The organism is Thiothrix eikelboomii, assembly GCF_900167255.1.
Classification (GTDB): Bacteria; Pseudomonadota; Gammaproteobacteria; order Thiotrichales; family Thiotrichaceae; genus Thiolinea; species Thiolinea eikelboomii.
In genome coordinates, this window is sequence record NZ_FUYB01000005.1 from 241,721 (window position 1) to 254,352 (window position 12,632).

15 protein-coding genes, 1 tRNA gene and 1 pseudogene are annotated in these 12,632 nt (G+C 46.9%); 7 read left to right on the forward strand and 10 right to left on the reverse strand.

Features of this window, described 5'->3' with window-relative positions:
* Positions 1-432: 432 nt before the first annotated feature.
* From ruvA to B5D50_RS20075, 5 genes are all read right to left on the reverse strand, one after another.
* Positions 433-1,044: a Holliday junction branch migration protein RuvA gene (gene ruvA, locus B5D50_RS08235; RefSeq protein ID WP_078922111.1), complete on the reverse strand. Its 612-nt coding sequence runs from the start codon at positions 1,042-1,044 to the stop codon at positions 433-435.
* Between the two features lie 15 nt (positions 1,045-1,059).
* A complete protein-coding gene (gene ruvC, locus B5D50_RS08240; protein ID WP_078922112.1) occupies positions 1,060-1,569 on the reverse strand; it encodes a crossover junction endodeoxyribonuclease RuvC in 510 nt (169 codons plus the stop codon).
* 15 nt (positions 1,570-1,584) lie between these two features.
* A complete protein-coding gene (locus B5D50_RS08245) occupies positions 1,585-2,346 on the reverse strand; it encodes a YebC/PmpR family DNA-binding transcriptional regulator (protein WP_078922113.1) in 762 nt (253 codons plus the stop codon).
* A 68-nt stretch (positions 2,347-2,414) separates the two neighbouring features.
* Complete coding sequence (locus B5D50_RS08250; protein ID WP_078922114.1) at positions 2,415-2,579, reverse strand: rubredoxin; 165 nt, start codon at positions 2,577-2,579, stop codon at positions 2,415-2,417.
* A gap of 240 nt (positions 2,580-2,819) precedes the next feature.
* Positions 2,820-3,038, reverse strand: coding sequence for a DUF1127 domain-containing protein (locus B5D50_RS20075; protein ID WP_143594294.1), 219 nt, complete (start codon positions 3,036-3,038; stop codon positions 2,820-2,822).
* A gap of 234 nt (positions 3,039-3,272) precedes the next feature.
* On the opposite strand from B5D50_RS20075, the gene B5D50_RS08260 reads away from it, so the two are divergent.
* Genes B5D50_RS08260 through B5D50_RS08270 form a run of 3 tightly spaced genes read left to right on the forward strand, consistent with a single transcriptional unit; the run spans position 3,273 to position 6,228 of the window.
* On the forward strand, positions 3,273-5,165 hold the full coding sequence (locus tag B5D50_RS08260; RefSeq protein ID WP_078922116.1) for an ATP-binding cassette domain-containing protein: 1,893 nt from the start codon (positions 3,273-3,275) through the stop codon (positions 5,163-5,165).
* 43 nt (positions 5,166-5,208) lie between these two features.
* A complete protein-coding gene (locus B5D50_RS08265) occupies positions 5,209-5,691 on the forward strand; it encodes a hypothetical protein (RefSeq protein WP_078922117.1) in 483 nt (160 codons plus the stop codon).
* A 57-nt stretch (positions 5,692-5,748) separates the two neighbouring features.
* Positions 5,749-6,228 (forward strand): hypothetical protein, encoded by a 480-nt coding sequence (locus B5D50_RS08270; protein WP_078922118.1) that lies wholly within the window; start codon positions 5,749-5,751, stop codon positions 6,226-6,228.
* Here the strand turns inward: B5D50_RS08270 and B5D50_RS08275 are convergent, their stop codons facing one another.
* A complete protein-coding gene (locus B5D50_RS08275; RefSeq protein ID WP_078922119.1) occupies positions 6,229-7,125 on the reverse strand; it encodes a 5'-3' exonuclease in 897 nt (298 codons plus the stop codon).
* Positions 7,126-7,578: 453 nt separating this feature from the next.
* Between B5D50_RS08275 and B5D50_RS08280 the strand changes: the two genes are divergently transcribed.
* Entirely contained in the window at positions 7,579-8,172 is a 594-nt protein-coding gene (locus B5D50_RS08280) for a DUF1131 family protein (RefSeq protein ID WP_078922120.1), read from the forward strand.
* Positions 8,173-8,240: 68 nt separating this feature from the next.
* Here the strand turns inward: B5D50_RS08280 and B5D50_RS08285 are convergent, their stop codons facing one another.
* On the reverse strand, positions 8,241-8,507 hold the full coding sequence (locus B5D50_RS08285) for an oxidative damage protection protein (RefSeq protein ID WP_078922121.1): 267 nt from the start codon (positions 8,505-8,507) through the stop codon (positions 8,241-8,243).
* Positions 8,504-9,553, reverse strand: coding sequence for an A/G-specific adenine glycosylase (gene mutY, locus B5D50_RS08290; RefSeq protein ID WP_078922122.1), 1,050 nt, complete (start codon positions 9,551-9,553; stop codon positions 8,504-8,506). The genes B5D50_RS08285 and mutY overlap by 4 nt, the downstream gene beginning before the upstream one ends.
* Positions 9,554-9,728: 175 nt before the next feature.
* Here mutY and B5D50_RS08295 point away from each other — a divergent pair.
* The 3 genes and pseudogenes from B5D50_RS08295 to B5D50_RS20840 all read left to right on the forward strand — a co-directional run.
* A tRNA-Gly gene (locus B5D50_RS08295) sits at positions 9,729-9,802 on the forward strand.
* 417 nt (positions 9,803-10,219) lie between these two features.
* The gene (locus B5D50_RS08300; protein ID WP_078922123.1) at positions 10,220-10,660 is read left to right on the forward strand and encodes a DUF29 domain-containing protein; all 441 of its coding nucleotides are present in this window, start codon (positions 10,220-10,222) and stop codon (positions 10,658-10,660) included.
* A gap of 17 nt (positions 10,661-10,677) precedes the next feature.
* Positions 10,678-10,767 (forward strand): annotated as a pseudogene (locus B5D50_RS20840) (DUF433 domain-containing protein); the annotation flags it as partial.
* Positions 10,768-10,905: 138 nt separating this feature from the next.
* Here the strand turns inward: B5D50_RS20840 and B5D50_RS08305 are convergent.
* Positions 10,906-12,114 carry an RNA-guided endonuclease InsQ/TnpB family protein gene (locus tag B5D50_RS08305; protein ID WP_078922124.1) on the reverse strand — a complete coding sequence of 403 codons (1,209 nt, stop codon included), beginning with the start codon at positions 12,112-12,114 and terminating at the stop codon, positions 10,906-10,908.
* Positions 12,111-12,632 (reverse strand): IS607 family transposase (locus B5D50_RS08310; protein WP_078922140.1); only part of this gene is annotated, 522 nt, incomplete at its 5' end. The genes B5D50_RS08310 and B5D50_RS08305, both read right to left, overlap by 4 nt.

The following is a 12,632-nucleotide window of genomic DNA, read 5'->3' on the forward strand; positions in this document are numbered from 1 at the left end:
ATTATGTATTAAGCCTAACTCGCTACCTCTTAGGGCTTGCTGTTGAACTTCTAACTCTCCTTAAATATCCCCCACTTACGTGGGGGGCATCAGGAGTTGAGGTCTGGCAGGCAACTTATTGTTGTTATTGTTTTATGCCTGCTTTCCACCTCTTGGGGCTTGTTATCTTTATTCCGTTAACCCTTTCTTATTTTTATTCTCGTCCCTTTGTTGTCTTGTCTATTGCAACCCCTATGCCAACTAGTAGTTAATTAAATTAACTTATTGATTGATAAGGATTTGGCTAGAATAAATTCTTTTTAATAAGAAAAATTAATAAGTAAAAGAGTGTCAAGAAGTGACAGAGTTGACATTAGCAATTGACACAAAACCGCCAGCCGTCGGCTTTGTGTCATAGATTGTCAGGTTTGCTAGGTTTCTTAGCGGCAAGGCTTAGTTAAGACTGGAGCGTAAAGCGTGGCGGATGATTTCTTCGACACTTAGATTTTGATTTTCGAAAGCGGCAACCATTTTGCTAGCTTGGGCTGGTTTATAACCTAAAGCTAAGAGGGCATTGAGGGCTTCATCGACGGGTGAAACTAGGGTGAAGGGAGTCTGCGTGGGTTTGTGAGTACCTGAAGTAGAGAGAGGTACTTCAATTTTAGGCAAGCGGTCGCGCATTTCAATAATTAAGCGTTCTGCCGTTTTTTTACCAACACCCGGGATTCGGCTCAAGGCGTTTACATCAGCAGCATGTACCAATTGTGCAAATTCAGCAGCAGTCATGCCAGAAACGATCGCTAAGGCCATCTTAGGACCAATACCCGTTACTTTAAGAAGATGACGGAACAGGCTGCGTTCTTCTTGAGAACTAAAGCCAAACAAGGTTTGTGCATCTTCTCTAACCACAAAATGAGTATAAATAATGACTTCGGCTTGAGTGTCTAGTGGTAGGTTATAGAAGGTGTTCATCGAGGCTTGTAGTTCATAACCCACACCGTGGACTTCGAGTAAAAGTTCAGGCGGCTGCTTGTAAATGACTTTGCCACGTAATAAGCCAATCATGGGGGATTCCTCAGGTTAGCGGGTCAGTTTGATCGCTTGGGCGATACGATTGTTTAAATGACTGGTATGGGCATGGCAAAGCGCCACTGCTAAAGCATCCGCAGTATCTGCTTGCAGTTGGCCTTGTAGGTTTAATAAAACTTTCACCATATGCTGAACTTGGGTTTTATCCGCAGCCCCTTTGCCGACGGTGGCTTGTTTAACTTGTTTAGCACTGTATTCATAGATGGGCAAATTCATCATAACCCCTGCACAAATCGCTGCACCGCGTGCTTGGCCAAGCTTTAAAGCGCCGCCCGCATTGGTTGCGACGAAGACATCTTCGACGCTCATTTCATCGGGTTGCCAATCACGAATCAGTTGAGTGATCTCAGCGAAAATAATCCCTAAACGCTCAGGTAAAGGGCGCTCGCCTAAGCGGATACAGCGACTAAAAATGTGCTTAACTTTTTGTCCATCGGTTTCAATCACCCCAACTCCCGTGATCCGCGAGCCGGGGTCAATACCGATGATGCGCCGACTCATACAGTGGCTCGCAGTTTATTCAGCACTAGCTAAAGCTTCTAAAACTTCATCAGGGAAGTCGGCATTGGTGAAGACTTCTTGGACATCATCTAAATCTTCCAATAAATCAATCATCTTTAACAGTTTTTCAGCCAATTCAGTGTCGGTGACTGCGGTTAAATTGTCAGCACGCAACGTGACCTCAGAACTATCGGGGGTGAGACCCGCGTCTACTAACGCGGTTTGTACAGCAGTGAAGCTTTCAGGGCTCGTGATGACTTCAATCGAACCGTCTTCTTGCGTGACGACATCTTCAGCGCCTGCTTCTAAGGCCGCTTCCATCAGCGCATCTTCATTAACACCCGCTGCAAAGCTCATCACTCCGAGCTTCTTAAACATATAAGCGACTGAGCCATTAGTGCCTAAGTTGCCGCCATGCTTGCTAAAGGCATGACGAACTTCAGCCACAGTGCGGTTAAGGTTATCGGTGGAGGTTTCCACCAAGACGGCAATCCCACCGGCACCATAGCCTTCGTAGGTGACATCGGTATAGTTATCTGCTCCCAATTCACCAGCGCCTCGTTTGCAGGCTTTTTCAATGGTGTCTTTCGGCATATTCGCGCCGAGTGCTTTAGCGACGGCTAAGCGTAAGCGCGGATAAGCATTCGGATCAGAGGTTTTACCTTCGCGGGCAGCGACGGTGATTTCCCGAATCAGTTTTGTCCAAACTTTTCCACGTTTTTTATCAACAGCAGCTTTTTGGTGTTTAATATTCGCCCATTTACTATGGCCAGCCATAACTCATCTCATACTTTATTCAAAAATGGCAGCTAGTTTATCACAGCCTTTTTTAGGTTTGGCGGGTTTCAAATCTCGACCATATCAAAATCAGCTTTAGTGACCCCACATTCTGGGCAATGCCAGTTATTCGGGATCTCTTCCCAAGGTGTTCCGGGGGCAATGCCTTCTTCCGGTAAGCCTGCTTCTTCGTCATACATAAAACCACATACAAGGCACATCCACGTTTTCATGCTGTCAACTCCCGTCACTAAAATTAATCAAGTCGGCTGGTGATTATCAGAATTGACATCAGAAAATTCAAATGAAGAATTGATAATGAAGCATGCAAACACAGTTCGAGGAGGCTTAGGGAATAAAATAAATGGAGGGTGAGGGTGCAGTAAGCAGTATGAGGATAAGTCCGCCCAAACGAATCTAGGTAGAGGAGGAGGCGTTACCTAAACTCGTTGAGCTGGAAGTGAGGGTGAAACTTAAGCAACATGACGCTGATCATCATCAATGCCTTTACGGCCGTGGCGAACAGCGTATTCAATTTCACTACGAGCTAAACCCATATCGCTTAACTCACGGTCATTTAAAGCGCTTAACTCACGAATGGCTTGGCGCAGCTCTGCACTTGAATGATGACTATCATTGGCAGCCTCAGCTGGGCTAGCTAAATTGCTAAAAAAATCGAGTAAACTTTTCATTTTGTTCTCCGCTAAATAATTTTTTTGTTTCGACAGGTGCAGAGTAAAGTTTTTGTTGCACTGCAACAAGCTAGAGTTTCTCATGGGGAGGGTTAGATAAATTAACCTACAAGCGTATTTGAGTAGGGAAGTTTTAAGGCAGGCTTTAAATACAAGTACATACAAGTACCGCCGTATTTTAGGCTTTTCAGGTATAATCCCTGCCATTCTTTGAGCTGAGTTGATGCAACTAGCATGATTGTTTTTTCTGATCTTTCTTTACGTCGTGGCCCGAAAGCTTTATTAGAGTCGGCGTCTTTTAGTATTCATCCGGGGCAAAAACTTGGCTTAACGGGTGCGAATGGGGTCGGCAAATCGAGTTTATTTGCCTTAATTCGGGGTGAGTTGGGGCAGGATAGTGGTAGTTTTTCTATGCCACCTGCGTGGGTGATTGCGCATGTGAAGCAAGAAACGCCATCAAGTCCACAAACCGCTTTGGAGTATGCACTTCAAGGTGATGGTGAGTATGTCCGTTTGCAAGCGCAAATCGCGGAGGCCGAAGGAGCGCGTTTAGGGGAGTTACACGCTCGCTTAGATGCCATTGATGGTTATACCGCTGAAAGTCGGGCGGCGACTTTATTACATGGTTTAGGTTTTAAACCTGAAGAAATCCAGCACCCTGTGACGAGCTTTTCGGGGGGGTGGCGGATGCGCTTGAATTTAGCGCAAGCCTTGATGTGTCGGTCGGATCTACTGCTACTGGATGAGCCGACTAACCACTTAGATTTAGATGCAGTGATCTGGTTGCAGGATTGGCTGAAAAGCTATCGTGGGACTTTATTATTGATTTCGCATGATCGTGAATTCTTAGATGCGATTTGTACCCAGATTGCGCATATCGAACAAGCCCGATTGACCCTGTATGGCGGTAACTATTCCACCTTTGAAATTACCCGAGCAGAAAAGTTGGCACAGCAACAATCAGCCTATGAAAAACAAAAGCGCGAACGTGAGCATATGCAGCGCTATGTGGATCGTTTTCGTGCTCAAGCCACCAAAGCTCGGCAAGCACAAAGCCGCTTGAAGGCGTTAGAGCGGATGGAAGTGATTGCCCCTGCTCATGTTGATTCGCCCTTTAGCTTTCAGTTTCGTGATCCTGAAAAAATGCCTGATCGCCTGTTAAATATGGTGGGTGTGAGTGTGGGGTATGGTCAGACAACTATTCTTACTCAAGTACGTTTACAGATTTTGCCGGGTGAACGGATTGGTTTGATTGGTCCAAATGGTGCAGGTAAATCCACCTTAATTAAATTCCTCGCAGGCCATTTGCCCGCACAAGCGGGGGAGTGTTGGCAAGCCCAAGATTTGAAGATCGGGTATTTTGCCCAACATCAATTAGAGCAACTCAAGGTCGATCAGTCGCCTTTACAGCATCTACGCCAGCTAGATAAGCAAGCGCGAGAACAAGATTTGCGGAATTACTTAGGAGGCTTTGCCTTTCATGGTGAACGTGTCGATGAAGCAGTCGCGCCGTTTTCGGGAGGTGAAAAAGCCCGCTTAGCCCTAGCTTTATTGATTTATCAGCGTCCGAATTTACTGTTGCTTGATGAGCCGACCAATCATCTTGATTTAGATATGCGCTTAGCACTGAGTATGGCTTTGCAGGCATTTACGGGGGCGATGGTGATCGTTTCGCATGATCGCCATATGCTAAAAACAGTGACAGATCAGCTAATTCTGGTCGATAACGGGCAGGCAACCGAGTTTGATGGTGATTTAGAGGATTATGCCGGGTGGTTGCAGCAGCGTTTCCGTGCGGAGGAGATGGCCAGCAAGCCCACCGACACTACGACTGCACACAGTGCAGCAGGGCGCAAAGATCAACGTCGGGAGTCAGCAGAAAAACGTAAGCAATTGCAGCCTTTAAAACGTAAGTTGGATCAACTTGAGCAGGAAATGACTCAGATCAATCAGCAAAAAGCTAAATTAGATGCGGTACTGGCTGACCCCGATACTTATAACGAAGCTAACAAAACGCAGTTAAAACAATGGCTATTGGATAAAACCGCTGTGGAAGCCAAACTGGCTACCGTTGAGCTGGAATGGATGACCTTAAGCGAGGAATACGAAACCGCCTTGGCAGCCTAGTCGCCTATACTTAGCTTGTTGATGTGTAAGCAGGCTGCTGAAGATGAACAACCCCTACAAAACGCCTCATGCTAAGATTGATGACTTAAGTTACCAACCCTTGCCATCCGTTTTAAAGTCTTTGTATTGGCTGATGGGTTTGGCCTTTATTTGCTCTTTAATTTCGACCAGTATTGGCTTTTTAAATGTCATTCAGGCAGCCTCATGGATTTTTAGGTTGCCTTGGGCTGATCAATTGATGTTGTTAGGCTTGGCTGCTTCTGGTTATGGTTTATTATTCGGATTTTATTACTTTCTTGTTTTTCGGCCTTTGCAATTACGTTGGCGTGCCACGAGTCGCTGGTGGTTAATGGCTGTGCTGGTCTTGGTCTTATTATGGTTATGGTTCAGTTTGCTGCCGGATGAAAATCCACGCTTAACAACTTCGCTCTTCGATGTATTACTGGCTTCGGCTGAAATTGCTTTGTTGATGTTAGGTGGGCTATTAGCGTCCCGTCCAGCAGCCTTAGAGTATTTAATTAATTAGGCCTTTTGCTGGAATAATGAGCTATGCTTAAGGGATTCAGTGTAGTTATTTTGACCGATGAACCCCTACAAAGCGCCGAACTCTAAAATTGAAGATTTAAATTATCAAGCCGTACCAAAAGCCTTGAAGCCTTTGTATTGGTTAATAGGTTTAGCGGCAGCTTGTTCTTTTTTGTCGATGACTATCGGTGTGATTTTTATTTTGCAGGATATGTCGGCAGAGCTGTACTGGTTTGCTTGGTATGGGCAGCTGGTGTTTTTGATCATGATTGTTTCAATTTATGGCCTTGTGTTTGTTTTCTATTATTTTTTAATATATCGTCCTTTACAACAACGCAAGCGCTCCACCAGCCAATGGTGGTTCACTGCGGTCTTTATTTTGAGCGTGCTTTGGCTGGGTGTTTATTTCTTGCCCTCCGAAGATGCCACGGAAAGTACTTGGCTGGAAAATAGTCTGGGCTTCTTAGAGTTAGGGTTCTTAATCGTGGCCGCTTGGTTGGCTCGTCGCCCTGCGGCTCTACAATATCTTGTTAAATAATCAAACCTTTGCCCATAGCTCATATTGCTCCTGAGAAAACTTAAGCAAAGTCGCTAACTCTTGCAGACGGACAAAATCTTTAGCTTGGCGGCTTAAATCGAATGGCACATCAGGAACTTGGCAGTTGATCGTGGTCAGTTGCCGCGCTAAGCAAATGCTGGCTTGATGTTGGGTAATTAATTGCTGCAAACGCTTGGCTCCGAGGACTTGCATACTGCCAATTTGCTCTAGATTAACCAGCATAGTATCCACAGAACCAAACCGTTTGAGTAGTTTAGCCGCTGTAGACATCCCTACACCGGGAACACCGGGGATATTGTCGGCTTTGTCACCTGCAATGGCGAGTTGATCAGCGATTTGCTCGGGCCAAACACCAAAGCTATCCTTAACTCCCCCTGCAGATAAAGCACCGCGCCGATTATAATCCCACCAAATATCCTGCTGCTGCAGTAATTGTGCTAGATCTTTGTCGCCACTAATAATAATGATTTGACGCTCAGGGCTACGCTGTTGTACGGCCCAAGTACCGATTAAATCATCAGCTTCATGCGTGGTACTGGCTGCTTGGATAATACCTAAAGCCTCTAAAAACTCACGGCAGAGTTTAAATTGATATTTCAATTCTTCAGGGGCTGGGCTGCGATTAGCTTTGTATGCAGGATAAATCGCTTTGCGTTCCGAATTTTGTAGACTGGTATCGAAAGCGAATCCGATGTGTTGGGGTTTTTGCTCTTGCAATAAATGGTAGACAAAGCGTAAAAAACCATGCACAGCATTGACAGGGTGGCCAGAGGTATCTTTAGGCAAAGGATTGCGAATAAACCAAGCTCGAAAGACAAAAATACTGGCATCAACGAGCCAAATACGTTCTAGGGAAGCAGGTAAGGAATGGGGCATACTGAGGTATAATCTCAAAAGATTAAGCATAACAAACCGCCGTCAGATACGGCGGTTTAATAATAGAAATCTTTTACCTTAAAAGCCTTGGCTTGGGAGCATCCGCTGTTGGTATGAGGCTGAGATGTTTTTTTATAATTCCGGTAAAAGATTCGGGCATCTTCCTGTTTTAGTTGAACTTCACTTGAACTGAGCTATTCCTTTAGGTTCAAACTTCGTTCATCATCTGTTCAGTATTGTATATAGCTGCTTTGTGCCAATGCAGGGTAATTGCTGTAATATATGGTTGCAGTTAACCGACAAACGGTAAGGTTGTGGTTGTAAGCTAGATTTTTTCGGATTTTTTTCAAGTTCTTTGCAGTTTTGAAGGTATGCTTTAAAAATGGACAGCAGATTGTGTTAGAACAAGGTATTTTGTCAGTTCTCGGGAATCGAAGGGCAAGGAGCAGCAGTATGAAGGTTAAACCTCTCTATCTAGCTATGTTAGTGTTGTTAATGGGGCAGTTAACCGCCTGTAGTAGTCGAGAAGACGTACAAGCCGCGACGGTTGAGTCGGCGACCCCCTTATTTATGTTATCTGAAGATGGCGTAGGCCCTTTAAATGCTAGCACGCCGTTTAATTTGGTGCGGATCGGTGATGCTTTCCAAGAATTTAATGTGGTTGAAGAGACCTCCGCTAGTAGTGGTGATAATAACCGTGTGATTACGGTCAAACAGCAAGTGAAGCCCTTGCTGACGATCAATCCTGATTTTCAGCAAAAGCATATTTTCTCGGTAATCGTGCACGATAATTTGGTGGGTAATCAATTAGGGCATGCGCTTGGGACGAAGTTTGCAGAGATTTATACGCCACAAAGCTTAGAGCAATGTGCACCCGGCGTGGATGATTGGGCGGGTAAGGTGATGTGCTATGCACCAAAAAATACCAATATTTTATATCTATTCAGTGGTAGCACACCGAAAGTCACCGATGCAGTTCCAGCCCCTGCTGCTATGCAAGATTGGGTCTTAGAAGAAATGGTATGGAAAGCGCCTGTTAAAAAATAGTGAAGCTCCTAGGTTCTAGGTTAGGTTGAACTTTGCCAAACCTAGGAGTCTATCGAGTCTATCAGTCGTTAAACTGGCTTATAATTGTCGATTTTAGTGGCTCCTGTACCGAAGAAGAATTTATCCATTTCCTCTTCTAAAAATTTGCGATCTTTTGGATTAATCGGGCTAAGACGATATTCGTTAATCAGTATCGTTTGTTGGCGTAACCATTGCTGCCACGCTTCCTTCGATACCGTTTCATAAATACGCTTACCTAAATCGCCGGGATAAGTGAGGCGCTCTAAGCCTTCGGCTTCGCGGCCTAAGACTATACAATTTACCATTCGAGTCATATTTCCTCCGTTAGGTTCTTCAAAAGACGTTGCGCTGCACTCGACAGTCCACCGCTAAATTCAGTGCCTGCTTTATACCAAAGCCAGCTGTCCCTATCCATGATTCTGTGCGTTGCTGTTTGTAAATCCTGCACATCGACTAGCAAAGGCGTTAGGTGCAAGGTGAAATGTGAAAAGCCATGCGTCAGGGTGGCCAGCGTGCTGATAGCTAAGGGTTGGGTATTCAAGCTGGCTAAGGCACTGGCCTGATCTGGAAATTCAGGAAAACTCCATAAACCACCCCAAATACCGGTGGGTGGACGCTGTTCTAAAGCAAACTCCCCCTTATTGTTTCTAATCAATAAGGTCACTGCATGCTTTTGAGCGAGTACTTTGGCTGGACGCGGCGTGGGATAAGCCGTGGGTTTGCCTTGTTTGAGCGCTTGGCAGTCGGTTTGCAGGGGGCAGAGTAAGCAAGCGGGTTGGCTGCGGGTGCAGAGGGTTGCGCCTAAATCCATCATAGCTTGCGTATAAGCGGCATTACGCTGAGTCGGCAGATGTTGTTCTGCATAAGCCCACAACTGTTTTTGCACAGCGCTTTGCCCCGGATAGCCTTCAAGGGCATGATAGCGAGCTAGCACGCGCTTCACATTGCCATCTAAAATAGGGTGAGTCTGATTACAAGCCAATGAGAGAATTGCGCCAGCGGTCGAACGCCCAATCCCCGGTAAGGCCTCGACTTCAGCTAAGGTCGTTGGAAATTCATTGGCATATTGATCACGAATCAGCTGTGCCGTTTTATGCAAATTGCGCGCTCGGGTGTAATAACCTAAACCTTCCCAATGCTTTAGCACGGCATCGGTGGAAGCATCCGCTAAGCTTTTAATATCCGGGAAGCTCTGCATAAACCGCTGATAATAGGGGATGACCGTGGTCACTTGGGTTTGCTGCAACATGATCTCAGAAATCCACACCCGATAAGGTGTCGGGTTTTGCTGCCAAGGTAAATGCGTGCGCCCACTATGATCAAACCAGCTTAAAACACTCGCTGCAAAACTCGCTGTCACGACATGACCTGCTTAATTAAAAGAGTGAATAGCATAGTGAAATTTTAAGCCGATGTATAAATCCCTCTTTAGATCTAGGCTAGGCTTGAGCTAGATCGCTATTAAACTTGAGCAATGGGAATTGTTGTCTTCCACAAAACACTTTACAATAGCCTTCCTGATTCAAACACCGTCTGCGGGTGTAGTTCAATGGTAGAACGGCAGCTTCCCAAGCTGCATACGAGGGTTCGATTCCCTTCACCCGCTCCAAGTACCCATTCCATAGCTTCCCGTAACGCCCCAAATCCCCCTTAAAGCCTTTTAAAATCTAGCTTTTATCTAGCTTCTATTGTTTCAAGACTCCTCATAAAATAGCACTAAAGCCCATTTTTTATTATGTAGGGGTGTATGGTTCTTTTATGGTAAAAATGACCCTAAATATGTAGCAAGTACCGACTTAGAAGCTAAGACTGCCCAAGCTGCTGAGGAAACCTATCGTTTAGCTGGTCGTGATGGTCGTGATACTCATCTAAATCATAACCGGACAAAGCGGGGTGCGGTCTAACTTGGACAGTTCAGCAGATGGGGCGATTCTGCCCGAAGAACGTGAACAGGCGGGGCGCTTATTGGCGACTTGAACACAAGTGCTTACAATCAGGTAAGACCCAAGCCAGAAGGAGGCCAATCATGGGCGCAGTAACTAAGTATGAAAGCGATTATTATGGCTGGACACAAGAGCAGGCGGCACTGCTACGAGCGGGTAAATTGGATCAGTTGGATATTGCCAATGTCATGGAGGAAATTGAGAGCATGGGCAAAGCGCAAAAGGAGGCTTTACGTTCGCGGTTGCGTGTGTTGCTGGCTCATTTGCTGAAATGGCAATTTCAAAGTGATTACCCTTATCGGCGTAGTTGGGAACTGACCATTAAGAACCAGCGCGATGAATTGGGGTTTCATCTGGATGACAATCCTAGTTTGCATCCCAAAGTACCGGAAGCCTTAGTGAATGCTTACCGTTTGTCCGTGCGTGATGCAGCGCGGGAGACGGGAATTAATGAAAAAGCGTTTCCAACAGTCTGCCCTTGGACATTTGAGCAAATCATGGATAGTGAGTTTTGGCCTGAATAAATGAGCTGACATAGCCCTGTGTCCGGGGGATGCGGATTGCGGTCTCAGATGTGTTGGGATGGCTAGGCGCGGGGATGATCCATCCCACGAATAGTAGACAATCTTAAAAGCGAGTATTCTTCCTGATAAAAAGGTACTTGAGTGACCACGACGGAAGTATCCGGCAAAAAAGCCCCGTATATACGGCATAGCCAAGAATACAAGAGTGAAACCATTATTTCAAACCTATCCCAACCTACCTCTATCTAACTAAAAGTAGGTTGGGTGTTGAATACCTGCTTCACAGGGGCTGGTTTCGCGGGTCGCTTGCGCGCCAAGCCAGAGCCATCCTCTCCACAGGCAGACACCGTGTAACTCACGGCGTAGTGGGCTAAGTTAATAGCCGCGTTCACATCTCGGTCATGGCTTGCACCACAACACGGGCATTCCCACGATCGGATGGATAGCGGGAGTTTATCTACCTTTTCACCACACGCTGAACAGGTCTTGCTGCTGGCAAAGAACCTGTCTGCCACCACGACCACCGCACCCCGCATGGCTGCCTTGTATTCCAGTTGTCGCCGAAACTCAAAAAATCCCATGTCACTGATGGCACGGGATAAATGGCGGTTTTTCACCATGCCCGACACATTCAAATCTTCAATGCCGAGGGTGTGGAAACGGCGGGTCAAATCCGTGGTAAGTGGGTGCAAACTGGCTTGGCGGATGTTGGCAATGCGGGCGTGAAGTCTTGCCAGTTTTGCTTGGGCTTTAGCGCGGTTGGCGCTGCCTTTGGTCTTGCGGGACAGGCTGCGGGATAGCCGTTTGAGGCGGGAAAGCAAGGCTTTGTGCGGCTTCGCCCCGACCACTACTTCGCCCGTGGACAGCGTTGCCAGTGCAGATACGCCCAAATCCACCCCTACCACCACACCTTGGTTTTCGGCGGGCGGGAGGTGATTGTGGTCTTGCGTGTCCACGGTGATACTGGCGAACCACTGGTCGGCGGTGCGGGAAATCGTGGCGGAGAGAATTTTACCGGGAAAGCGTAACGTCTCCCGCATCCGCACTAACCCAAGGCTGGGAATGCGAATGCGGCAACCGTCAAAGGTGAACTGGTCGTTGGTGAGGGTGAAACTGTCACGGCTTTTGCCTTTCTTGTTGAATCGTGGGTACTTCGCACGTCCGGCAAAGAAGTTTGTGAAGGCTTGCCCCAGTTGGATGATCGCCATTTGTGGGGCATTTTTGGTGACTTCCAGCATCCACGGGAATTGTTCCCGTTTGATAGCGTTCAATTGGCGGCGTAGCGCCATCTGGTTGGGTTTGGGCTGGCTGTTGTCGTCTTTCCATGCCGCGTATTGGCTTTGCCATTCTGCCAATGCCCAATTATAGGCAAACCGCGCCGTACCCGCCGCCTTAGCAAAGTACGTGGCTTGTTTATTGTTGGGGTCAAGACGGATTTTGTGGCTGATGATCATGTGCGCGCATCCTCCACGGCTTGCTTTACTCCGTCCAGCAGCTTTTTGTTTTTGCGCGAACGTGAGCCATACAATCGTGCTGAGAAAATCGTGATGATTTCCAGCACATCGGTGGCCAAATCTTCCTCGAAAGCGGTGTCCTCGCCGTTGTTCACGATCACCACTTCCACGTGTTTCGCTTCACAGATGGAAAACACTAGTTCCGCCCCAAACCGCAGCAGGCGGTCTTTGTGGGTGATGACTAGCCGCCCGACATGCCCCGCCAGAATCTCATTGAGCAGGCGTTTCAGCCCTTTTTTGTAGTAGTTCATACCTGAACCAAGGTCAGATATTAGCTCGAATGTCCAGCCCTGTTGGGCGCAATACAATTCCAGCACTTGCTTTTGGCGTTCCAAGTCGGCTTTCTGATCGTGGCTGGATACACGGGCGTAGGCAAGTGTTTTGCGGCTGTCTTCGCTGGCACGGAACAGTTCCGGCTTGAGTTTCAACAGATCATAACGGCGGTGTTTGCCGGAGGT